The 21200-nt window shown below is 59.1% G+C and carries 25 protein-coding genes; 13 read left to right on the forward strand and 12 right to left on the reverse strand.

Annotated features, from left to right (window positions below; translation table 11 throughout):
* Positions 1-106 precede the first annotated feature (106 nt).
* On the forward strand, positions 107-340 hold the full coding sequence (locus ALP40_RS21815; RefSeq protein WP_122210240.1) for a hypothetical protein: 234 nt from the start codon (positions 107-109) through the stop codon (positions 338-340).
* Positions 341-486: 146 nt separating this feature from the next.
* Here ALP40_RS21815 and ALP40_RS21820 read toward each other — a convergent pair whose 3' ends face one another.
* Both ALP40_RS21820 and prlC read right to left on the reverse strand, forming a co-directional pair.
* Complete coding sequence (locus ALP40_RS21820; protein ID WP_122210241.1) at positions 487-774, reverse strand: YheV family putative zinc ribbon protein; 288 nt, start codon at positions 772-774, stop codon at positions 487-489.
* Positions 771-2822, reverse strand: coding sequence for an oligopeptidase A (prlC, locus tag ALP40_RS21825; RefSeq protein WP_122210242.1), 2052 nt, complete (start codon positions 2820-2822; stop codon positions 771-773). Before prlC ends, ALP40_RS21820 begins: the two co-directional genes overlap by 4 nt.
* 112 nt (positions 2823-2934) lie before the next feature.
* Between prlC and ALP40_RS21830 the strand changes: the two genes are divergently transcribed.
* On the forward strand, positions 2935-3483 hold the full coding sequence (locus ALP40_RS21830) for a gamma carbonic anhydrase family protein (RefSeq protein ID WP_122210243.1): 549 nt from the start codon (positions 2935-2937) through the stop codon (positions 3481-3483).
* A 23-nt stretch (positions 3484-3506) separates the two neighbouring features.
* Entirely contained in the window at positions 3507-4157 is a 651-nt protein-coding gene (locus ALP40_RS21835; RefSeq protein ID WP_122210387.1) for an HAD family hydrolase, read from the forward strand.
* A gap of 61 nt (positions 4158-4218) precedes the next feature.
* Here ALP40_RS21835 and ALP40_RS21840 read toward each other — a convergent pair whose 3' ends face one another.
* Positions 4219-5274, reverse strand: a complete 1056-nt coding sequence (locus tag ALP40_RS21840) for an aminopeptidase (RefSeq protein ID WP_122210244.1) — start codon at positions 5272-5274, stop codon at positions 4219-4221.
* 93 nt (positions 5275-5367) lie between these two features.
* On the opposite strand from ALP40_RS21840, the gene ALP40_RS21845 reads away from it, so the two are divergent.
* Positions 5368-5781, forward strand: a complete 414-nt coding sequence (locus ALP40_RS21845) for a hypothetical protein (protein ID WP_122210245.1) — start codon at positions 5368-5370, stop codon at positions 5779-5781.
* Here the strand turns inward: ALP40_RS21845 and ALP40_RS21850 are convergent, their stop codons facing one another.
* Positions 5782-6015: a DUF1161 domain-containing protein gene (locus tag ALP40_RS21850; RefSeq protein WP_099231006.1), complete on the reverse strand. Its 234-nt coding sequence runs from the start codon at positions 6013-6015 to the stop codon at positions 5782-5784.
* A 162-nt stretch (positions 6016-6177) separates the two neighbouring features.
* Entirely contained in the window at positions 6178-6612 is a 435-nt protein-coding gene (locus ALP40_RS21855; protein ID WP_122210246.1) for an OsmC family protein, read from the reverse strand.
* Between the two features lie 214 nt (positions 6613-6826).
* On the opposite strand from ALP40_RS21855, the gene ALP40_RS21860 reads away from it, so the two are divergent.
* Positions 6827-7828, forward strand: coding sequence for an LLM class flavin-dependent oxidoreductase (locus ALP40_RS21860; RefSeq protein ID WP_122210247.1), 1002 nt, complete (start codon positions 6827-6829; stop codon positions 7826-7828).
* Between the two features lie 134 nt (positions 7829-7962).
* Here the strand turns inward: ALP40_RS21860 and ALP40_RS21865 are convergent, their stop codons facing one another.
* Both ALP40_RS21865 and ALP40_RS21870 read right to left on the reverse strand, forming a co-directional pair.
* Complete coding sequence (locus ALP40_RS21865; RefSeq protein WP_122210248.1) at positions 7963-8187, reverse strand: DUF1161 domain-containing protein; 225 nt, start codon at positions 8185-8187, stop codon at positions 7963-7965.
* A gap of 147 nt (positions 8188-8334) precedes the next feature.
* Positions 8335-8553 (reverse strand): dodecin, encoded by a 219-nt coding sequence (locus ALP40_RS21870; RefSeq protein WP_004882494.1) that lies wholly within the window; start codon positions 8551-8553, stop codon positions 8335-8337.
* A gap of 164 nt (positions 8554-8717) precedes the next feature.
* On the opposite strand from ALP40_RS21870, the gene ALP40_RS21875 reads away from it, so the two are divergent.
* Positions 8718-9044 (forward strand): YqjD family protein, encoded by a 327-nt coding sequence (locus ALP40_RS21875; RefSeq protein ID WP_122210249.1) that lies wholly within the window; start codon positions 8718-8720, stop codon positions 9042-9044.
* On the opposite strand, the gene ALP40_RS21880 is transcribed toward ALP40_RS21875, so the two are convergent.
* Positions 9045-10001: a LysR family transcriptional regulator gene (locus tag ALP40_RS21880; protein ID WP_122210250.1), complete on the reverse strand. Its 957-nt coding sequence runs from the start codon at positions 9999-10001 to the stop codon at positions 9045-9047.
* 79 nt (positions 10002-10080) lie between these two features.
* On the opposite strand from ALP40_RS21880, the gene trpB reads away from it, so the two are divergent.
* From trpB to ALP40_RS21895, 3 genes are all read left to right on the forward strand, one after another.
* Complete coding sequence (trpB, locus tag ALP40_RS21885) at positions 10081-11310, forward strand: tryptophan synthase subunit beta (protein WP_122210251.1); 1230 nt, start codon at positions 10081-10083, stop codon at positions 11308-11310.
* Entirely contained in the window at positions 11307-12125 is an 819-nt protein-coding gene (trpA, locus tag ALP40_RS21890; protein WP_122210252.1) for a tryptophan synthase subunit alpha, read from the forward strand. Before trpB ends, trpA begins: the two co-directional genes overlap by 4 nt.
* 122 nt (positions 12126-12247) lie before the next feature.
* Positions 12248-12721, forward strand: coding sequence for an anti-virulence regulator CigR family protein (locus ALP40_RS21895; protein WP_122210253.1), 474 nt, complete (start codon positions 12248-12250; stop codon positions 12719-12721).
* Positions 12722-12891: 170 nt separating this feature from the next.
* On the opposite strand, the gene ALP40_RS21900 is transcribed toward ALP40_RS21895, so the two are convergent.
* From ALP40_RS21900 to ALP40_RS21910, 3 genes are all read right to left on the reverse strand, one after another.
* Positions 12892-13716 (reverse strand): alpha/beta fold hydrolase, encoded by an 825-nt coding sequence (locus tag ALP40_RS21900; RefSeq protein WP_122210254.1) that lies wholly within the window; start codon positions 13714-13716, stop codon positions 12892-12894.
* Between the two features lie 223 nt (positions 13717-13939).
* Positions 13940-14272 carry a DOPA 4,5-dioxygenase family protein gene (locus tag ALP40_RS21905; RefSeq protein ID WP_122210255.1) on the reverse strand — a complete coding sequence of 111 codons (333 nt, stop codon included), beginning with the start codon at positions 14270-14272 and terminating at the stop codon, positions 13940-13942.
* A gap of 30 nt (positions 14273-14302) precedes the next feature.
* Entirely contained in the window at positions 14303-15253 is a 951-nt protein-coding gene (locus ALP40_RS21910) for a choline sulfate utilization transcriptional regulator (RefSeq protein WP_122210256.1), read from the reverse strand.
* Positions 15254-15366: 113 nt separating this feature from the next.
* Between ALP40_RS21910 and betC the strand changes: the two genes are divergently transcribed.
* The 4 genes from betC to ALP40_RS21930 all read left to right on the forward strand — a co-directional run bounded on the left by betC (position 15367) and on the right by ALP40_RS21930 (position 20154).
* Entirely contained in the window at positions 15367-16872 is a 1506-nt protein-coding gene (gene betC, locus ALP40_RS21915) for a choline-sulfatase (protein ID WP_122210257.1), read from the forward strand.
* Between the two features lie 38 nt (positions 16873-16910).
* A complete protein-coding gene (locus tag ALP40_RS21920; RefSeq protein WP_122210258.1) occupies positions 16911-17837 on the forward strand; it encodes a choline ABC transporter substrate-binding protein in 927 nt (308 codons plus the stop codon).
* 148 nt (positions 17838-17985) lie between these two features.
* Positions 17986-18303, forward strand: a complete 318-nt coding sequence (locus ALP40_RS21925) for a hypothetical protein (protein ID WP_122210259.1) — start codon at positions 17986-17988, stop codon at positions 18301-18303.
* A 282-nt stretch (positions 18304-18585) separates the two neighbouring features.
* A complete protein-coding gene (locus ALP40_RS21930) occupies positions 18586-20154 on the forward strand; it encodes a SulP family inorganic anion transporter (RefSeq protein ID WP_122210260.1) in 1569 nt (522 codons plus the stop codon).
* A 214-nt stretch (positions 20155-20368) separates the two neighbouring features.
* Here the strand turns inward: ALP40_RS21930 and aroE are convergent, their stop codons facing one another.
* On the reverse strand, positions 20369-21190 hold the full coding sequence (gene aroE / locus ALP40_RS21935) for a shikimate dehydrogenase (protein WP_122210261.1): 822 nt from the start codon (positions 21188-21190) through the stop codon (positions 20369-20371).
* Positions 21191-21200 lie beyond the last annotated feature (10 nt).

Below are 21200 nucleotides of genomic sequence, written 5' to 3' on the forward strand. Positions count from 1 at the left end.
GCCACCTGTCATTTCTGTCAGTAGACGAGGTTTTGGACAAGGACTAGCGTAACGGGACGCCAGACTCGACCCGACGCTGGCAACTTACCTGACAGCGAGGTGGGTGATGGCGACGTATGCAGTTCGATTGGCGGCGGATGACTTAAACAAGAAAAAATACCCAGAGATTTGTGCCGAGTTATTTGAAGACGATGATTTTTTAAGCGCTGTTGTACTGACGTTCGATACCCGACAGGACTATGAAATCGACATTCAAGGCGACGCCGAAATCGCCGAAGAAATATTGATCGACCTTGCGTTGTCGTTCAAAGAGAAACTCGTTGAGTTGTTCGAAAGATAACACTGCAGGGTGCCTGTGGCGCTTAGCGCCGATGCCGATAATCAGAAGGAGATGCTGAAAGGACCAATACAGTTATGAAAAATAAATCTTTCCATAAAATAAGGGACGTCTTTGCGCCCCTTATTAAATATCGCGTCAACGTTTGATTAGCTCGGATCAACCGGCTTCTTCAACTTCGGATTCGGAAAGAACTGCACGCCTTGTACTTTTGGGTTGGCAGGCTTTACCACCACCTTATTAACCCGTGTACCCAGTTCTTTCGGCACCGAAAGCCCCTGTTCGTTGAGGGTGTCGCTGTAGCCGCAGTTCACGCACTCACGGTGCGGTACGTCGTCTTCGCTCCACATCATCAACTTGTCAGGCTCGCTGCACGCCGGGCAAACAGCCCCGGCGATGAAGCGCTTCTTGGTAACGACCGCAGGTGTATCGGTCATGCTGCCGCTTCCTCACTCAGACCACTGTGACGCAAGAGTGCGTCAATCGACGGCTCACGTCCGCGGAAGTCGACGAACAGCACCATCGGCGCCTGCGAGCCGCCACGAGCCAGAATGGCTTCGCGGAAAGCACGACCGGTTTCAGCATTGAGCACGCCGTCCTCTTCAAACTTCGAGAAGGCATCGGCGGACAGCACTTCAGCCCACTTGTAGCTGTAATAACCCGCCGCGTAACCGCCTGCGAAAATATGCGCAAAGCTGTTCGGGAAGCGGTTATAGGCGGGCGGACGCATGACCGACACTTCGTCGCGCACACCTTCCAGCACCTGCAACACGCTACGGCCATCACCGTGGGTGGCGTGCAGCTCGAAGTCGAACAGCGAGAACTCCAGCTGACGCACCATCATCAGGCCGGAGTGGAAGTTACGCGCGGCCAGCATCTTCTCCAGCAAGTCCTGCGGCAGGGGCGCACCGGTTTCGTAGTGACCGGAAATCAGCGCCAGGCCTTCAGGCTCCCAGCACCAGTTTTCCATGAACTGGCTCGGCAGCTCGACCGCGTCCCACGCCACGCCGTTGATGCCGGACACACCGGCATGATCAATGCGGGTCAGCAGGTGATGCAGGCCGTGTCCGAATTCGTGGAACAGCGTGGTGACTTCATCGTGGGTCAGCAGTGCAGGCTTGCCGCCAACTGCAGGGGTGAAGTTGCAGACCAGATTGGCGACCGGACTCTGCAGGGTGCCCTCGGCGGTACGACGACGGTCGCGAGCGCCATCCATCCATGCGCCGCCACGCTTGTTGGCGCGGGCGTACAGATCGAAGAAGAAGCGTCCGACGTGCTTACCGTTTTCCTTGATTTCGAACAGACGAACGTCCGGATGCCAGGTGTCGAAGCCTTTCTGCTCGGCAATTTCGATGCCGTACAGACGCTGAACGATAGCGAACAGACCGCTCAGCACTTTGTCGATCGGGAAATAGACGCGCAGCGCTTCCTGAGAGACGCTGTAGCGCTGCTCACGCAGCTTTTCGCTGTAAAAGCCGCTGTCCCAGCTTTGCAGATCCGGGCAGCCCTGTTCGGCGGCATAAGCCTTGAGCTCTTCCAGATCCTGCACAGCGAACGGCTTGCTGCGCTTGGCCAGGTCACGCAGGAAACTCAGCACCTGATCGCTGGATTCGGCCATCTTGGTCGCCAGGCTCAGCTCGGCGAAGTTGGCGTAACCCAGAAGCTGGGCCAGTTCCTGACGCAGGTCGAGAATCTGCTCCATGATCGGGCCGTTGTCGTTCTTGCCTGCATTGGGGCCTTGATCAGAGGCGCGGGTGCAATAGGCGGCGTAGACTTCTTCACGCAGGGCGCGGTCTTCGGCGTAGGTCATCACCGCGTAGTAACTCGGGAATTCCAGAGTGATCAGGTAGCCGTCCAGCCCCTTGGTCTTGGCAGCCGCAGCCATCTGCTGCTTGGCCGAGTCAGTCAGGCCCGCGAGCGCGGATTCATCGGCGACCAGCTTGGTCCAGGCCTGGGTCGCATCCAGCAACTGGTTGGAGAACTGGCTACCCAGCTCCGACAGCTTGCTCTGCACTTCGGCGTAACGTTTCTGCTGTTCGGGCGGCAGGTCGATACCGGACAGGCGGAAGTCACGCAGCGACTGCTCCAGAATAGTCTTTTGGCCGACGTCGAAATTCGCCGCTTCCGGGCTGTTGGCCAGCGCTTCATACGCCTGGAACAGCGCACGGTTCTGGCCCATCTCCGTGGAGTAGGCGCTCAACGCAGGCAGGCACGACTCGTAGGCTTCGCGCAGCTCAGCGCTGTTGCACACGGCATTCAGGTGGCTGACCGGGCTCCAGGCCGCGCCCAGACGATCATTCAGCTCGTCCATCGTCAGCACCAGTCCGGCCCAGGTCGGTGCCGAGCCCTGTTTGGCGAGAATGTCGGCAATTGCAGCGCGGTTGTCGGCCAGAATCTGTTCAATGGCAGGTTTGACATGCTCGGCACGGATCGCCGAGAAGGGTGGCAGGTCGTACGATTGCAGAAGCGGGTTGTTCGCGCTCACGGTTTTGCACCTTGGCTGGAAGAAACACTCCTGCATCTTAATTACAATCGACGCCGACCGCAGCATCGAAACCCGTTTCACTCACCTATCACTGCCAAAGAAGGAGCCTATCGTGGCCATTCGCAAGTTTCAGGATCACACACCATCCCTCGGCGAACGGGCCTTCGTCGACCATTCGGCGGTGGTGATCGGCGATGTCGAGATAGGCGCCGACAGCTCCATCTGGCCGCTGACCGTGGTGCGCGGCGACATGCACCGCATCCGCATCGGCGCCCGCACCAGCGTGCAGGACGGCAGCGTGCTGCACATCACCCACGCAGGGCCGTTCAACCCGGACGGTTTCCCGCTGCTGATCGGCGATGAAGTTACCATCGGCCACAAAGCGATGCTGCATGGCTGCACCATCGGCAACCGGATCCTGATCGGCATGGGCTCGACCCTCATGGACGGCGCGGTCGTGGAAGATGAGGTCATCATCGGCGCTGGCAGTCTGGTGCCGCCGGGCAAGGTGCTGGAAAGCGGCTTCCTGTATGTAGGCCGTCCGGTCAAACAGGTGAGGGCGCTGACTGAAAAAGAGATCGCGTTCTTCCCTTACAGCGCGACCAATTACGTCAAACTCAAAGACCAGCACCTGGCAGAAGGCTTTGACCAGCCATGCTGAACGACCTGCAGTTCAAGGCTCCCCTGCATTATCAAAACATCCTCTTCGACCTCGACGGCACGCTGACCGACCCGCGCCTGGGCATCACCCGCTCGATCCAGTTCGCGCTGGCACGGCTGGGTATCGACGAGCCCGACATCACCAAGCTGGAACACTTCATCGGCCCGCCCTTGTTGCAGGCGTTCATGCAGTTTTACGACATGGACGAAGCCCGAGCGTGGGAGGCGGTAGGCTTTTATCGTGAGCGTTTCCGCGTGACCGGTCTGTATGAAAACGAAGTGTTCGACGGTATTGCCGAGCTGCTGGAAGCTCTGGACGGGCAGGGTAGGCGTCTGTACATCGCCACGTCAAAACCTTGGGAGTTCGCCCGGGAAATCGCCCGGCATTTTGATTTCGCCAGGCACTTCATCGTCATCTATGGCAGCGAACTGGACGGCACCCGCACCGACAAGGTCGATCTGATCGCCCACCTGCTGGCCGAAGAAAGACTCGACCCCGCGCACACCCTGATGATCGGCGACCGTAAACACGACCTGATCGGCGGCATCCGCAACGGGCTGGACGTTGCTGCGGTTGGATATGGATTTGGCAGCCATGAGGAGCTGACGGCGGAAAACCCCACGTATCACTTTGCGACGGTGGCCGAGTTGCATGGGGCTTTTGTGGGCAAGTAAGGCGTCACTGCGCGTCCGGCCGTGCGAAGCAGCGCGGCATGGGCTGAAGGTCAGTGAGCGCTCATGGCATCAACGCCTGTAGCGCCGCCTTGCGTGAATCGGCAGGCAAGCCACCGAGCCTTTCCACTGCCTGAAAAAACGCTTCCCAGTCGCCATTCACTTGCTTGAACAACGCTTCGAACGCTGGCACCCATTGGTCGTAGAGCCCGAAGGGCAGCAGCTTGGCATTGTTCATCGGGCTGTTGATCCAGCCGTCGAAGCGTTTGTCACCGCCCCATTGCTCATCGCGCAACGTCCGATAGTCGCGGCGCATGCGCTCGAACTCGGCGGCCTTGCGTTCTCGCATAACAGCAGGCGTCAACGGTTGGTGATAAAGGGTTTTCAGACGCTCGCGTGTATCGAGCACCAATTGGATGAATTGATCGCGCCGTCCGGACTGCGAGACGCTTTCAGGCGGCAGGCCACGGGCAGCTCGCCACTGACGCGTGCCTTCCTGCTCGACGAAGCTGGCGTATGACTCATTGAATTCGGTGTCGTCCTTCACGTAAAAACGCTGATGCGCCAGCTCGTGAAAGATCAGCGTGGCCAGGCGCTCGTCGCCCCAACCCAGCATTGAGCTGAGAATCGGGTCATTGAACCAGCCAAGCGTCGAATAGGCTTCCACGCCACTGAGGTAAACGTCCTTGCCTGCCTGACGCTGCAAGGCCGCTTCACCGCGCGCGCCGCCGGGCGTGTAATAGCCGCGATAGGCGACACAGCCGGCAATCGGAAAACAGTGCGTCACGGGATCCAGAGAGAACTCATCGGTCGCGAATACGTTCCATACCACGTAAGGGCGACCCAGATCGGCGTACAGGCGATAGCTCTTGTTGTCAGGCAGGTGCAGATGTTCGCTGGCAAAGGCCCGGGCCTTTTGCGACTGGGCAAGGTGCGCGCGGAGTCTGGGATCGCGGTCAGGATTGGCGATCACCTCATCCACCGGCTCACGGGCCTGCAACAACTGCCATTGTCCCTGCGCCAACTGACCGTAATAGGCCACGCTGGAACAGCCACCGAGCAACAAAACCGCCAACACTGGCAGAGCCTGCCAGAGGCGTAAAACAGTGAGTCGTGGCATACACAGCCTTCAAATCGGAACACAGTGCTGTTATGCAGGACAGACACGACCGACGCAACTATCATCGCCGCCGGTTCAGAAACGGAGCACAGCATGCGCGTCATGACACTGATTCTTGCCCTCGCCACCCTTGCCGGTTGCGCCGGTCCATTACCTGCCGTTGACCCGAACATGGCTTGGGTCGATATGCGCACCATCACAGGCAAAGTGGTGATGGCAGACAAGCTGGACGGCAAGAATACCTATGACGGCCGTTACTTCCAGGTCACGCCTGGCAGCCATTCGCTGCAGGTGCGTTACGACTACGAATACCGGTACGGAAGTCTGGGCATGATGGGCGACGACTACACCGAGATCACCTGTTTTGTGGAAATCGATTACGCACATTTCGCCGCAGGGCAGCGTTACCTGCTCGAGGTGCGGTCATTGACCAACGATGTCGATGCGTGGCTGTACGACTCAGCGCGCAACGTGATCGCGGAGGAGGGAAATGTTCACTGCATCTGATCAGCGATCGTTACGCTGATAGATGATTTTTTTGGTGCCGTTCTCACAGCTGCCCACGACCATATTCGGGTCCTGGACCTCGTCATTGGTGACGATTTCCAGCGTATAGGACGTGACATTGTTGGCCTGGATCCGCGCCTCGATTTCGTCCTTGAGTTCATCACAGGACTTCGGAGCCGCCACCGCATTTACAGCCAGCAGGGTACAGGCCACTGCCAAAGCGAAACGTTTCATGCTTGCCCCTCACCGAAGACACATAACAACTGAAAGAAGCCCTTGTTCGTGGGAGTGGGCTTGCTCACGAAAACAGCATCCCGGACGCTGCATCTCGACCAAAACTACTGGCCTTTTCGCGAGCAAGCTCGCTCCCACGAACATTGCGTTCGTAGTACCCAATCAGCTCAGCAGGGTAGCGTCCAGTGTGATCTTGGCGTTCAGCACTTTGGAAACCGGGCAGCCTTCTTTGGCTTTCTTGGTCAGCTCATCGAACTTTTCCTGGCTCGCGCCTGGCACCTTGGCTTTCAGAATCAGATGCACAGCGGTGATTGCGAAACCACCTTCCACTTGGTCGAGCGTGACTTCAGCCTGGGTATCGATGCTATCGGCTGTGAAGCCTGCGTCGCCCAGAATCATGGACAGTGCCATCGAGAAACAGCCCGCATGGGCCGCGCCGATCAGCTCTTCAGGGTTGGTGCCTTTGCCGCCTTCAAAACGGGCCTTGAAGCCATAAGGGTGCTCACGCAGTGCAGCGGTTTCAGTCGAGATACTGCCGATACCGGTTTTCAGATCACCAGCCCAATGTGCCGATGCTTTCTTGACGATGCTGCTCATGGTCGCTCCTTGAAGGAATGGATTGAGTCTTTTGCAAGTGACAGGATTCTGAGGATAGACGGGCGTGGAAAGTTCAACCCGACGAAAGACCTAGTGTTTAAGTAGGTTTTTTCCGGTCCTTCTATTGAAACACCAGGCTTGCGCCCGCACTGTTGTTTCATCGTGGGCAGCTCCTTGAGCCGGCCCATCAAAATTCGAGGAGCTACCCTGGCCTATGAAACGTCTGGCAGATGTAAAGATTTCTACCCTTGATCTGGTGCCCGTGCGCCACGATAAAGGCCCCGCCGATTCCCTGCGCAACTCGCTGAATCTGGCTCAACACGTTGAAAAACTGGGCTACAACCGGTTCTGGGTCGCCGAACACCACAACATGGATGGCATCGCCAGTTCAGCGACGTCCGTGCTGCTGGCGTATCTGGCGGGCGGCACGTCGACCATCCGCGTAGGCGCAGGCGGCATCATGCTGCCCAACCACGCGCCGCTGGTAGTGGCCGAGCAGTTCGGCACGCTGGCAAGCCTGTACCCGGACCGGATCGATCTGGGCCTCGGCCGTGCGCCAGGGTCCGATCAGATGACCGCCCGCGCGCTGCGCCGCGAACGCTCGGGCAGTGCGGACGACTTCCCGGATGATGTGACCGAGCTGATGGAGTACCTGGGTCCGCGCACAGCCGATCAAAAAGTGATCGCCGTACCGGGTTCGGGCACCAACGTGCCAATCTGGCTGCTGGGTTCGAGTTTATTCAGCGCGCAGTTGGCAGGCATGCGCGGGTTGCCTTACGCCTTCGCCTCGCACTTCGCGCCGCGTTATATGCACGAAGCGATTCGCGTCTATCGCAATCACTTTCAGCCCTCGGCGGTGCTCGATAAGCCTTATGTGATGCTGGGCGTGCCGCTGTCGGCCGCAGAGACGGACGAGAAAGCCGAATACCTGGCGACGTCGGTGTACCAGCGTATTCTGGCGCTGATGCGCGGGCACAGCCTGATGCAGCGCCCTCCGGTGGAGTCGATGGATGGCCTGTGGCTGCCTCACGAGCGCGAAGCGGTGGCGAGCTTTCTGGGGCTGGCGATGGTCGGCGGGCCGGACAAGATCCGCGCCAAGCTTGATGTATTGCTGGAGCAGACCGATGCCGACGAACTGATCTTTACCTGCGACATGTACGAGCACGAAGACCGTCTGCGCTCCTACGAAATCCTGGCGCAGGTCGCACACGGCTAAGCGGCTTCTGCCTAGAAACGAACAAGCCCGCTGCACCCGTTGAATCAGTATTCAGCGGGTGCAGCGGGCTTGTTTTTTCAGCGTGTACACGGGGTCGAGCAACGGGCTGGATTTACATCGAGCCGGCCTGACTATCAACCGCGCTTGTAAACGATTTCCTTGGCGCCGCCTTCGCAAGTGCCAACCACTTGCTGATCAGCAGCACTGCCTTTCTCGACCACTTCAAGCGTGTAGGACGAAACACCCTTGGCCTGAAGCTTGGCGTCGATTTCACTTTTCAGTTCTTCACATGGCTTGCCAGCCGCCAGGGCGGTGCCTGCGATGCTCAACAAACCTACTGCCAACAAAATCTTCTTCATGGGTATCCCCTCTCGTCCGGCCAAATGCAGACGCCATCGGAACAGGCGCCCATTAAACATCCCTACGCCCACAGGTGAGCCATGATGGCTCATGTCAGTGTGTAGCGCAGGTTATGGCAATCGGCCAGCCGAAAGGTTCAGCGATGATCAGCTGCGTTCGATGCGAAAACCCACTTTCAAGGTGACCTGATAGTGGCCAACCTTGTTGTTGTCCACGATGTGACCACGGGTTTCAGTCACTTCGAACCACTCAAGGTTCTTGATGCTCTTGCTCGCTTCGGCCAGCGCATTCTGGATCGCGTCTTCAACGGTGGTAGTAGACGAGCCAACGATTTCGACTTTCTTGTACGTGTGATGATCACTCATGGCAGTTCTCCTGAAGGTCTGTGAACGCGTCGTTAAAACCAACGCTCCTGACTTCTGTCAGGAAAAAGCGGGTAAAAGTTCAGACTTTGCAAAATGGCATCGCACTTTCCAAAAAGCCCGCAGTCGGAATCAACACGCCCACTCATCATTGCAGGAGAAACACCATGGCTAGTAATTCACTTCGCAAGGCCTCGTTGCAGAGTATGGAAGCGGAGATTGAGAGCCTCTTGAAGTCGCTTGAAGGGCTGAAAGCCGACGCTACCGACGAGTCGCGCAAAACACTGAAAAACCTCAAGGCCAACGCCGAAAGTGCCCTGAGCCATTCGCGCAGCCTGCTCAGCGATGTCTACGAAGACGTCAAAGAGAAAACCCGTGAAAACGCGCTGGCCACCCGTGACTACGCTCAAGAGCACCCTTGGACTACCGCTGGCGTTGCAGTCGGTGCCATCGGCCTGCTGGCAGCCTACCTGCTGTGCAAGCGCGGCAACTGATCAGATTTTGATCGGGTCTCCAGCGCTCAGCAGCTCATTCTTCAACCATTGAGCCAACTGCTGCGCCCGGCCATCGGCCACACGTCTGGGTACCCATAACGCCAGTTGCGCCGGGGTTTCGCTGAAACCCCACGGCGCAACCAGGCGTCCGGCCTTAAGGTCATCGACCACGAGAGGCTCGGGCGCAATGGCGATTCCAAGGCCTGCCACGGCCGCTTCCAGCAAATAATACAAATGCTCGAAACCCTGCCCGAAACGCAATGACTGCGGGTCGATCCCATTGTGCTGCGCCCAACTTGGCCACGCCTGGGGCCGTGACGTGGTTTGCAACAGCGATTCACCCAGCAATGCCTTGGCTGGCGCATCCCGCAGGCTGTCGAAACGCGCAAAGCGCGGGCTGAGCACCGGGCCGATTCGCTCGCTGGCCAGCTCGAACACCTGCATGTCCGCAGGCCAAGGCGGTTCGGCAAACACCAGCAGCGCATCCAGACCGGGCCTGCGTGGGTCCAGATCGCCTTCGCCTGCCGACAGATGCAACCGGAGATCCGGCAGCTCCGCATTCAAGCGGCTCAACCGAGGGATGAACCATCGCGCCAGCAAGCTCCCGGAACACCCCAGCACAAAGGGTGCGTCAGCGCTGACCTGGCTGATCTGAGCGCACACACTGCGCAGTCGATCGAAAGCTTCGCCACTGGCATCACGCAGTCGAATGCCTGCATCTGTGAGTTTCAGGCCGCGCCCTTCTTTGCTGAACAGGCTCACGCCCAGATGTTCTTCAAGCAGCTTCAACTGACGGCTGACGGCACCATGTGTGACATGTAGCTGTTCGGCGGCCTGACTGACGCTGCCCAGTCGGGCGGTGCTTTCAAAGGCGCGCAGCGCGTTCAACGGTGGAAGATCGCGACTCATGATCTGTGAGTTTTCCTGACAGGTTGCAGCGATCTTATCGGTTTTCATCCGAGCGTGCGCTGGTTAAAGTGGACTCATTGCCAGACCGGCTCACCTCATTCGTTCGATCTACCCACTGGAGCACTTCATGACCCAGACCAATTTGCGCAACGGCCCCGACGCCAATGGCCTTTTCGGCTCATTCGGTGGCCGATACGTGGCTGAAACCCTGATGCCGCTGGTACTCGACCTCAGCCGCGAATACGAAGCCGCCAAGGCCGATCCGTCCTTCATTGAAGAGATGGCCTACTTCCAGCGCGACTACGTGGGCCGTCCGAACCCGCTGTATTTCGCCGAGCGCCTGACCGAGTTCTGCGGCGGCGCGAAGATCTACTTCAAACGCGAAGAGCTGAACCACACCGGCGCGCACAAAATCAACAACTGCATCGGCCAGGTGTTACTGGCCAAGCGCATGGGCAAAAAGCGCCTGATCGCTGAAACCGGTGCTGGGATGCACGGCGTTGCCACAGCAACCGTCGCCGCACGTTTTGGTCTGCCTTGCGTGATTTACATGGGCGCCACCGACATCGAGCGTCAGCAGGCCAACGTGTTCCGTATGCGGCTGCTGGGCGCAGAAATCGTCCCGGTCACTTCCGGTACCGGCACCCTGAAAGACGCCATGAACGAGGCGCTGCGTGACTGGGTCACCAATGTTGAAGACACGTTCTACCTGATCGGCACCGTGGCAGGCCCGCACCCGTATCCGGCAATGGTTCGCGATTTTCAGGCCATCATTGGCAAGGAAACCAAAGAACAGATGCTGGAAAAAGAAGGGCGTCTGCCGGACAGCCTGGTCGCATGCGTAGGCGGCGGCTCCAACGCGATGGGTCTGTTCCATCCGTTTCTGGATGACGCCAGCGTAGAGATTATCGGCGTGGAGGCAGGCGGACATGGTGTCGAGACTGACAAGCACGCCGCCAGCCTCAACGGCGGTGTACCGGGCGTGCTGCACGGCAACCGCACTTATCTGCTGCAAGACAAGGACGGGCAGATCACTGACGCCCACTCGATCTCGGCAGGCCTGGACTACCCTGGCATCGGCCCGGAACACGCCTTCCTGCATGAAGTGAAGCGTGTCGAATACGTCAGCATCACCGACGAGGAAGCGCTGGACGCTTTCCATCAGTGCTGCCTGCTCGAAGGCATCATCCCGGCGCTGGAAACGGCGCACGCACTGGCTGAGGCCATGAAGCGCGCCACCAACCTGCGCGACGATCACTTGATGGTGGTGTGCCTGTCCGGGCGCGGCGACAAAGACATGCAGACCGTCATGAACCACATGGCAGCCGCTGAAAAGACTCAGGAGACGCTGGTATGAGCCGCCTCGAACAACGCTTCGCCCAACTGAAGACCGAAGGTCGTGCAGCGCTGGTCACCTTCGTTACCGCTGGCGACCCTGGCTATGACACGTCGCTGAAAGTCCTCAAGGGTCTTCCAGCTGCCGGTGCCGATGTGATTGAGCTGGGCATGCCGTTCACCGATCCGATGGCCGATGGTGTGGCTATTCAGTTGGCGACGTTGCGTGCCTTGGATGCAGGTCAGACCCTACCGAAAACCCTGCAGATGGTTCGCGAGTTTCGTGTCGACGACCAGACCACGCCGATCGTGCTGATGGGTTACTACAACCCCATCCACCGCTTTGGTGTCGAGGCCTTTGTAGCGCAGGCCAAGGAAGCGGGCGTCGATGGTCTGATCATTGTCGACCTGCCGCCAGAGCACGACGCCGAACTGGCAACGCCTGCACAGGCTTCGGGTATCGATTTCATCCGCCTGACCACGCCAACCACCGACGATGCGCGCCTGCCGCGTGTGCTGGAACGCAGCTCCGGCTTCGTTTACTACGTGTCAGTCGCAGGTGTGACCGGTGCCGGGTCGGCCACCACTGAACACGTCACAGAGGCCATTGCGCGTCTGCGTCGCCACACCGATCTGCCGATCAGCGTTGGTTTTGGTATCCGTACGCCTGAACAGGCCGCCGCCATTGCGCGTCTGGCCGATGGCGTAGTGGTGGGTTCGGCATTGGTAGACAAGATCGCAAATGCCGAGTCGCCGGAGCATGCAGTCGATGGTGTATTGACCCTGTGCGCTGCGCTGGCCGAAGGCGTACGTAACGCCCGCGTCAGCCAAGGGTAAAGATTCCGATACAGAGGAATCAAAGCGCCAGCAGCGGTTCTATCATGCAATAAGACACTAGGGGTTCATGACCAGGTCATGAACCCCTTTTTGCTGTAACGCGTGGAGCTGAGGAGCACCCTATGAAACTGCCAAACCGCTTTATTACCGGTCTGGGTATCTTGATGATCAGTGCCAGTCCGCTGCTTCAGGCTGCGCCACCCGATCAGCGCGGCAATGGCCCGGATGACAACCGTGGCGGTCACCAACAAGGCCCTCGCGACAACGACGGCCCCGGCAACCGAAGCAATGGCAAAGGCCCGGGGCCAGCTCACCAGGATAATCGTCGCGGCCCGCCACAGGACTTCGGCCCCGTGCGCGAGACGTTCCAGCAACACCGCGACCTCATTGGTCGCGGCGAGCCATTGCCACCCGGTATTCGCATCGCCAAAGGCAGACCGCTGCCGCCTGGCTACGGCAAGCGTCTGGACAACCGCTCCCTGCAATACCTGCCGCATTACGACGGCTATGAATGGCGTCGCCTGGGCACCGACGTGGTCCTGATCGCCGTGGGTTCGGGGATTGTTTACGCGATTCTGGATGGCGTGCTGAACTGATTCGACGCCTTCATGGGCAAGTCAACATCCCACGATGAGAACGCTAAGTGGGAGTGGACTTGTCCACGAAGAGGGCAGTACCTCCGGTCCAGGTGCAGCGCTTTAAACAAAGCCTTCGCGGACAAGTCCGCATCCCACGCTGGGGATGCATTCCGACGTGGAAAAACACGCTACGCAGTTTTCTGATGCAATCCCGCCAGAAACGCCATCAGGGCACCCGATACAAACTCCGGGTTTTCCAGATTGGCGATATGCCCGGCCCTTGGAACCAGCACGCAGGGGCAGCCGATCAGGCGCGCCATTTCTCGGGCTTCCTCAGGGGGACGGGGAATGTCCACATCGCCACACACGACCAGCGTGGTATCGGCATCCAGTTTGTAAAGCTGCCCGAGCCGATCTTCGCGGCCAAAGATGATACGACCCAAAGGCACCACGGTCTGACGCAGTCGCTCTGCGCTCATACTGGCCAGCGATGCCCGAAGCCCTTGGTATTCAGGTAGTTGCGGATCAATGCCGGGGCGGAAAAATATCGGCACCACGACGTCAAGAAGAGACTCGGGAAAGGCACCGGTATGCTCCAACGTGTCGAGCAGTGAAAAATAGTAGGCCCTCTTGGCTTCAGATTCCTTGCCTAGGTGCGTGTCCATCAGCACCAGACCGTTGATGCGCTCAGGTGCAGAAAGCGCAGCGATCGCGCCCCACATACCGCCGACTGATAAACCGATGAGGGTGCAGCGACCAATGTTCAGGTGATCAAGCAACGCCAGCGCATGGCGTGCAAGGTCATCCAGGTTTTGTGTGCCCTTCGGGAGCGCACCGGACGCTCCATGCCCCCACAGGTCCGGCACAATCACACGGTACTGACTGGCCAGGAGGTCAATCTGCGCGTTCCACATGTTCCGGTCCCACAGGTAGCTGTGGCCCAACAGCAGCACCGGGCCCGTACCCTGATCAGAATAGTGAAGCGCCTTGCCTTCGATGATTGCGTGCGGCATTGGTCATGATCCTCTTTTACGTCTTTCAAGATTCAGCGCAAACCCACACACGCAGGCTGCAGCGACCACCAATACCTGATACTCAGGCACCTGCATGATCAATTCCTGAGCAAATGCGCCTTAACGGACCGTACGGTCACATTTAGGCGGAGGCTATGTTACACCGCTGTTTTTGCCTGTCGTTCGACATAGCATCGTGACAAGACGTACAGCGCGAGGCCTGTCAGTCGCTGAAAATACTCAGGTCCAGAGGCCGCACTGCCCCCATCCAGATGGCGTGCTCGGTGTGATCACGCAGATCGTTACCCGTCAGTGGGTGCGTAAAAACCACCAGCCCGTTGCGATTCAACGCCAGCCATCGCATGACGTCGGCCAATTGCGCATGCTCGAACGCCAATTGGCAGCTCCAGTCCGGGTGCGGGCCGACGAGCTTCTGATGCACACGCCCCATCTGCGCGCCGAACCTTTCGGCTATCGCTTCACACAGCGCACGCGCCTGCTCGAGCGTCTGCGCATCGAAGTAAACGTGGGCGTGGTACGCCTGAACTGCCGACATGAACACGTCCTCCTTAACCTGAAAAAATAATCAAACCGCAATCGACGGCAACGGCCTGCCGGCCAGCGAAACCCCACTCAGCGCCTGCTCGCTGGCCAGCCAGTCCATGAACTGCTGAACGATCTGCACGCGGCGTTTACGCTGTGGCAGCACCACGTAATAACCGTATCCCGAGATCGCCGACGCTGCGATTGGCCGGCACAGCAGCCCTTGCTCAAGCAGGTCGTCGACCAGATGCCGCCAGCCAATGGCAACGCCCTGACCGCCAATGGCGGCCTGGATGAGCAACGTGTAATTGTCGAAACGCAGCTGCCCGGGCGTGGGCGACTGAGGGATATTCAGCGCCCGAAACACGCCGCCCCAGTCGAACCAGTGGTTACTGGCTTCACCACGCAGGTGCAGCAGCGCAAAATCGCGCAGGGCATCGTTGGGCAATGGCCGTTCTCGCCCCGTGAGCAACTGCGGGCTGCACACGGGAAACACTTCTTCACTGAACAGCCAATGGCTCTCACCCTGCTTGAAACGTCCGTCGCCAAACAGCACCGCCACATCGATGTCCGGGCGCAGCATGCCGTGGCTGCGCTCGCTGGTGACGAGGCTGACGTCCACGTCCGGATTGACCTTGTGAAAGCGGTGCAATCTGGGCATCAACCAGTAGGAGGCGAAGGCAAAATCGGTCGCCACCTGAAGCACTTCATGCTGACGGTGATCGGTGATCGCAACCAGCCCGCTTTCGATGGACTGCAGGCCTGTCTGAACATGATCGAACAGAACCTCGCCAGCGTCGGTGAGCTCGATTCCTCGGTAGATCCGGTCGAACAGCCGTGTCGCCAGTTGCTCCTCCAGCCGTTTCATCTGCTGACTGACCGCAGGTTGCGTGGTGCCCAGTTCAATCGCCGCAGCCGTGAAACTGCGCAGGCGGGCAGCTGCCTCGAACGAGCGCAACAGGTCCAGCGACAGGTCGCCAAAAGCTTCATACATAAGCTCAACTTATCCTAGGCATTGCGTTATATGGGCTTTACCTCAGTAACTATGGCCTTCATGCTCCTTGCAGCACTTTCGCATAACTGCTCACTATGGGATGCAACGATTACATGAAGCGCAAAAATATTCTGTTCATCATGGCCGATCAAATGGCCGCGCCAATGTTACCGATTTATGCCCCGTCCCCCATCCTGATGCCCAACCTGTCCCGAATGGCCGCCCAAGGCGTGGTGTTCGATTCGGCGTATTGCAACAGCCCGCTCTGCGCGCCCTCAAGGTTCACTCTGGTCAGCGGCCAATTGCCCAGCAAGATAGGCGCGTACGACAACGCTGCCGACTTTCCGGCGGATATTCCGACCTACGCCCATTACCTGCGTGCGCTGGGCTACAAAACGGCGCTGGCCGGCAAGATGCACTTCTGTGGCCCGGATCAGTTGCATGGCTACGAGGAACGCCTCACCAGCGACATCTACCCGGCAGACTATGGCTGGTCCGTGAACTGGGACGAACCGGACGTGCGCCCGAGCTGGTATCACAACATGTCGTCAGTGCTGCAGGCCGGTCCCTGTGTGCGCACCAACCAGTTGGACTTCGATGAAGAAGTCGTCTTCAAGGCGCAGCAGTACCTGTACGACCACGTGCGCCAGGACGGTAATGCGCCGTTCTGCCTGACGGTTTCGATGACGCATCCCCACGACCCGTACACCATTCCCAGACCTTTCTGGGACCTGTACGACGACGTCGAGGTACCGATGCCACCTTTACACGCCGATCAGGCTGCACTGGACCCGCACTCGCAACGGCTACTCAAGGTCTATGATCTGTGGGACAAACCGCTGCCGACGCATAAGATCCGTGACGCACGACGCGCCTACTTCGGGGCCTGCAGCTACATCGACACGAACATCGGCAAACTGATGCAGACGCTGTCTGAAGTCGGGCTGGCCGAAGACACCATCGTGGTGTTCTCCGGTGATCACGGCGACATGCTGGGTGAGAAGGGCCTCTGGTACAAAATGCACTGGTTCGAAATGGCCGCGCGCGTGCCGTTGGTGGTGTACTCGCCAGGCCAATTCGAGCCACGCCGCGTGAAGGCCTCAGTGTCTACCGCTGACCTGTTGCCGACCTTCGTCGACCTGGCCAATGGCACACTGGACAAGGGGTTGCCGCTGGATGGTCGCTCCCTGAAGCCGCATCTGGAAGGCAAGAACGGACACGACGAAGTCTTTGGCGAGTACATGGCCGAGGGCACAACCAGCCCGCTGATGATGATCCGTCGCGGTGCCTACAAATTCATCTATTCGGAACAGGACCCTTGCCTGTTATTCGATGTGGAGAAGGATCCGAACGAGCTGGAGGACCTGAGCCAGTCACCCGACTATCAACCGCTGTTCACTAACTTTTTGGCCGAAGCACGGGCCAAGTGGGACATACCGGCGATACACCACCAGGTGCTCGCCAGCCAGCGCAGACGACGTTTCGTCGCCAAATCGCTGGCAACCGGCAAGCTGAAGAGTTGGGATCACCAGCCACTGGTCGACGCCAGTCAGCAATACATGCGCAACCACATTGATCTGGACGATCTGGAGCGCAAGGCACGTTATCCACAACCCTGACACTGCCCACACCAAGAAAACCAAAAGGGGTAAACCGAATGAGAACGTTATTCACCGCACTGGCGGTCAGTGTCATGACGTTGGGAAGCGCTGCCGTTCAGGCCGCAGACCCCAGTTGCAGCACCGTCAGGATGGCCGATCCGGGCTGGAGCGACATTGCCGCCACGAACGCGATAACCAGCGTGGTGCTCGACGGCCTGGGCTACAAGACCAAAATCGACACCCTAGCGGTGCCGATTGCCTATGGTGGCCTGAAAGACGGGCAGATGGACGTTTTTCTGGGGAACTGGATGCCCGCGCAACAAGGCTTCTATGACAAGTTCGTGGCCACCGGCGATGTCACCCAGCTGGCAAAAAACCTGGAAGGCACCGAGTTCACCCTGGCCGTGCCCGACTACGTCTGGGACGCAGGCGTACATACCTTTGCCGACCTGAACACATTCGCCGACAAGTTCAGCAAGAAGATTTACGGCATCGGCTCCGGCGCGCCGGCCAACCTGTCGCTTCAGGAAATCATCAAGAAGAACGAGTTCGATCTGGGTGGCTGGAAGCTGGTGGAATCCAGCGAGCAGGCGATGCTGGCCGAGGTCAATCGCAACGTGAAACGCAAGTCGTTCGTGGTGTTCCTGGGCTGGACTCCGCACCCCATGAACGTGCAGATCAAGGGCATGCATTACCTCAAAGGCGGCGAGAAGTATTTTGGCGACACCGGTTCGGTCTTTACCTTGACCCGCAAAGGCTACGCCGAGGCCTGCCCGAACGTAGGCAAACTGCTGACGAACCTGAGCTTCACCCTGGACATGGAAAACACCATCATGGCCGATGTGGTGAACAAAAAAATCAGCAACAACGAAGCCGCCAAGGCGTGGATCAAGGCCAACCCGGCGGTGCTGGAAAAATGGCTGGATGGCGTGAAAACCATTGACGATAAAGAGGCCGTAGCAGCGGTAAAAGCCAAACTTTAAGCCCGTTTTTTGCACAGCACTGCGAGGCAGGTAGGGCCGGATTAAGTTTTCATCACGTTTGTTCTGCACGCGGCGACACGTGTTAAACACGGTCGTCGCTGCACGTTCATGAACCGTGCAGCCCTACCTGTCGAATGGGAGAAGCCCTGTGAAAACATTACTGACGTCGCTGCCGCTGGCCCTGATTCTAAGTACACCATTTGCGTCGGCGGCGGGCTGGCCGCCGGAAACAGGGGCCAAGGTGCCTGGCAACGCACTGGAAGTCCCGACCAAACTGGAAGCAACTGACGTATCCCTGGAAAAAATGCTTAACGACGGCGCGAAAGTGGTGTCTTCATACGTCGCGCAAGACGGCCCTGTGGTAACGGTGCTCAACAAGAAACACTACGTTATCTGCATGCTTAAGGGCGCGGGAACAGGCTCGGACCAGAACGTCGCGACCTCCAAGTGTTATGTGATGAATTAGGTTGGAGTAGCTGCGACCTGTCCACGGTTTAGAGACGTAGGAGCGGACTTGTCCGCTAAACGGACGGTAGATCCGACGCAGATGCAGTGGCTGAAATACTGCATTCGCGGACAAGTCCGCTCCCACGGAGTTTGCTGCGTGACAGCGCTACGTCGAAGACGTGGTGAGGCCTCCCACGTTAACGCCTGCGTTTATTCAGGCACAATTGAGAGAACAACTGCACAGAGCATGGACACCACCGGGTCCGGATCCTGGCTGCAACCCAACCATCACGAGGGACCGATGCGCTGGCTCAACCGCCATAAATTCCTGCCATTTCTCGCCTGGCTGCCTCAGCAAACTCGCGCCAGCGTCGGGCGTGACGCGCTGGTGGGGTTGAGTGGTGCCATTCTGGCCCTGCCGCAATCCATCGCCTACGCGCTGATCGCCGGGCTGCCTCCAGAATACGGTCTTTACGCCGCCATCGTCCCGGTGATCATCGCTTGTCTGTGGGGCTCTTCCTGGCATTTGATCTGCGGCCCGACAGCGGCCATTTCCATCGTGTTGTATGCCAGCGTCAGTCCGCTTGCGATTCCGGCAAGTCAGGATTACATCACGCTGATCCTGCTGCTGAGCTTCATCGCCGGGGTGTTCCAGTTACTGCTGGGCATGGTGCGTTTCGGCGCGCTGGTGAACTTCGTCTCGCATTCCGTTGTAATCGGCTTCACGTTCGGCGCAGCCATTGTCATTGCGCTGGGGCAGATGCCTAACCTGATGGGCATCGACCTGCCCAGCCAGACCACGGCCCTCGACAGTCTCACCGCACTGCTGGAACACCGGGGCGAAGTTGACATGCTTTCCCTCGCGCTGGGCGTGATGACGCTGCTGGTGGGCATCGTCCTGAAATCGTGGGTGCCGCGCTGGCCCACCCTCTTGATCGCGCTGGTGTCGAGCAGCTTGCTGGTCTGGTTGTGGCCTGCCATGTTCGGTCACGTCAGGCTGGTCAGCGCGTTCGCAGGGAACCTTCCTCCTTTCGCTCCCCTGCCGCTGGATGCCGAGCTCATTCTCAAGCTGCTGCCCACGGCCGTAGCAGTCGGCATGCTCGGACTGGTCAACAGTCTGTCGATAGCCCGCTCGCTGTCGACGCGCTCGCAGCAGATGCTCAACGCCAACCAGGAGGTTCGGGCACAGGGCCTGTCGAATATGATCGGGCCGCTTTTCTCAGGCTATATGTCGGCGGGCTCGTTTACGCGTGCGGCACTTAATTACGAAGCCGGGGCGCGTTCGCCGCTGGCCGGGGTCTTTTCGGGGTTATGGGTCGGGCTGTTCGCGGTAACCGGAGCCTCGGTGATTTCCCACATCCCGATCCCGAGCATGGCGGCGTCGATTCTGTTGATCTGCTGGGGGCTGGTGGACCGGCGGGGCATCGCTGCGCTGTTTCGGGTCAGCCGCTCGGAGTTCTTCGTGATGGCGCTGACCTGCCTGGCCACGCTGCTGCTCGAGCTGCAGACCGCCATTTATGCGGGCGTGCTGGCTTCGCTATTCTTCTACCTCAAACGCACGTCGCAGCCCCGTGTGCAGCAACTGCGAGAAGGCGACGAGGACATCCTGCGCGTCGGCGGTTCGATCTTCTTCGGTGCCAGTCACTATCTGCAAACCCGCCTGCAACGTACACAAGGCGAGCGAGTGGTGATCGAGGCGCAGCAAATCAACTTTATCGATTACTCAGGCGTTGAAATGCTGCATCAGGAAGCCCACCGTCTGGCCAGACAGGGCAGGGCGCTGGTACTTCGTCATGCGCGGCCGCAAGTGATTGAAGAGTTGCACAAGCTGGAAGGGGCCGATAAATGCCCGATTGTCTTTGAGGATTGAGGTCGATCAGAAGCGGACGCGTAGCGTCCCGAGAGGCATTACCGCGCAGGGCAGCCAAAAGTGGGAGCGGACTTGTCCGCGAATACTGCGTTTCAGACGCTGCATCTTCGTCGGATGTACCCGCTTCCGCGGACAAGCTCGCTCCCACCGCCGAAATCGTGCCTGTGCCATAAGCTCACGTCGGCTTGTGTATAGGGAACGATCATGATGTGCCTCAGCCTGCCAATTGCCTGCGCAGTTCGGCCAGCACCGGCGCTGAGTCAGGGCGTACGCCGCGCCACAGCAGAAAGGCTTCGGCGGCCTGTTCGACGAGCATTCCAAGACCATCGACCGATTGCGCAGCGCCATGCTCGATAGCCCAGCGACAAAACGCAGTAGGCGCCTTGCCGTACATCATGTCGTAGCAGAAGGTCTTGCCCGGCGCGATCAGGCTGGGGGAGATCGGCGGCAGTTCGCCGGCCAGACTGGCAGAGGTGGCATTGATGATCACGTCCACTGACTCTTGAAGCCAGTCGTAACTGCTGGCAAACACCGGGCCGAGGTCGGCAAATTCCTGAGCCAGCTTTTCGGCTTTTTCCACCGTGCGATTGGCGATGACCAGCGCCAGCGGCTGTTGCGCCAGCAAGGGCTCCAGCGCACCACGAACAGCCCCGCCCGCACCCAGCAGCAGCACGCGTTGACCTCGCAGACCGACGCCGCAATTGACGGTCAGATCACGCACCAGCCCGGCACCGTCGGTGTTGTCGCCCAATACCGAGCCATCGTCCTGCTTGCTCAAGGTGTTGACCGCGCCGGCGCGTTGGGCGCGCTCGGTCAGGCTGTCGGCGAGGCGAAAGGCTTCCTCCTTGAACGGCACGGTAACGTTGGCACCACGTCCTTGCTGAAAAAACGCTTGGGCGAATGCAGTGAAATCGTCCAGCGGTGCCAGCGACGCCTGATAATCCAGCGTCTGCCCGGTCTGCTCGGCAAACAGACGGTGAATCATCGGCGACTTGCTGTGGCCGATGGGGTTACCGAAGACGACGTACTGGTCCATTGGGATTCCT

This window comes from Pseudomonas viridiflava (assembly GCF_003702045.1).
Classification (GTDB): Bacteria; Pseudomonadota; Gammaproteobacteria; order Pseudomonadales; family Pseudomonadaceae; genus Aquipseudomonas; species Aquipseudomonas viridiflava_C.

What these genes read in the sequence shown, in the direction of transcription:
- ALP40_RS21905 (WP_122210255.1), bottom strand. Translation starts at nt 14,272, where the DNA reads ATGTCGGCAGTTCAGGCGTACCACGCCCACGTTTACTTCGATGCGCAG.
- ALP40_RS21850 (WP_099231006.1), bottom strand. Translation starts at nt 6,015, where the DNA reads ATGAAACGTTTCGCTTTGGCAGTGGCCTGTACCCTGCTGGCTGTAAAT.
- trpA (WP_122210252.1), top strand. Translation starts at nt 11,307, where the DNA reads ATGAGCCGCCTCGAACAACGCTTCGCCCAACTGAAGACCGAAGGTCGT.
- ALP40_RS21815 (WP_122210240.1), top strand. Translation starts at nt 107, where the DNA reads ATGGCGACGTATGCAGTTCGATTGGCGGCGGATGACTTAAACAAGAAA.
- ALP40_RS21910 (WP_122210256.1), bottom strand. Translation starts at nt 15,253, where the DNA reads ATGTATGAAGCTTTTGGCGACCTGTCGCTGGACCTGTTGCGCTCGTTC.
- ALP40_RS21880 (WP_122210250.1), bottom strand. Translation starts at nt 10,001, where the DNA reads ATGAAAACCGATAAGATCGCTGCAACCTGTCAGGAAAACTCACAGATC.
- ALP40_RS21840 (WP_122210244.1), bottom strand. Translation starts at nt 5,274, where the DNA reads ATGCCACGACTCACTGTTTTACGCCTCTGGCAGGCTCTGCCAGTGTTG.
- betC (WP_122210257.1), top strand. Translation starts at nt 15,367, where the DNA reads ATGAAGCGCAAAAATATTCTGTTCATCATGGCCGATCAAATGGCCGCG.
- aroE (WP_122210261.1), bottom strand. Translation starts at nt 21,190, where the DNA reads ATGGACCAGTACGTCGTCTTCGGTAACCCCATCGGCCACAGCAAGTCG.
- ALP40_RS21895 (WP_122210253.1), top strand. Translation starts at nt 12,248, where the DNA reads ATGAAACTGCCAAACCGCTTTATTACCGGTCTGGGTATCTTGATGATC.
- ALP40_RS21875 (WP_122210249.1), top strand. Translation starts at nt 8,718, where the DNA reads ATGGCTAGTAATTCACTTCGCAAGGCCTCGTTGCAGAGTATGGAAGCG.
- ALP40_RS21860 (WP_122210247.1), top strand. Translation starts at nt 6,827, where the DNA reads ATGAAACGTCTGGCAGATGTAAAGATTTCTACCCTTGATCTGGTGCCC.
- ALP40_RS21930 (WP_122210260.1), top strand. Translation starts at nt 18,586, where the DNA reads ATGCGCTGGCTCAACCGCCATAAATTCCTGCCATTTCTCGCCTGGCTG.
- ALP40_RS21820 (WP_122210241.1), bottom strand. Translation starts at nt 774, where the DNA reads ATGACCGATACACCTGCGGTCGTTACCAAGAAGCGCTTCATCGCCGGG.
- ALP40_RS21920 (WP_122210258.1), top strand. Translation starts at nt 16,911, where the DNA reads ATGAGAACGTTATTCACCGCACTGGCGGTCAGTGTCATGACGTTGGGA.
- ALP40_RS21865 (WP_122210248.1), bottom strand. Translation starts at nt 8,187, where the DNA reads ATGAAGAAGATTTTGTTGGCAGTAGGTTTGTTGAGCATCGCAGGCACC.
- ALP40_RS21845 (WP_122210245.1), top strand. Translation starts at nt 5,368, where the DNA reads ATGCGCGTCATGACACTGATTCTTGCCCTCGCCACCCTTGCCGGTTGC.
- ALP40_RS21855 (WP_122210246.1), bottom strand. Translation starts at nt 6,612, where the DNA reads ATGAGCAGCATCGTCAAGAAAGCATCGGCACATTGGGCTGGTGATCTG.
- ALP40_RS21900 (WP_122210254.1), bottom strand. Translation starts at nt 13,716, where the DNA reads ATGCCGCACGCAATCATCGAAGGCAAGGCGCTTCACTATTCTGATCAG.
- trpB (WP_122210251.1), top strand. Translation starts at nt 10,081, where the DNA reads ATGACCCAGACCAATTTGCGCAACGGCCCCGACGCCAATGGCCTTTTC.
- ALP40_RS21870 (WP_004882494.1), bottom strand. Translation starts at nt 8,553, where the DNA reads ATGAGTGATCATCACACGTACAAGAAAGTCGAAATCGTTGGCTCGTCT.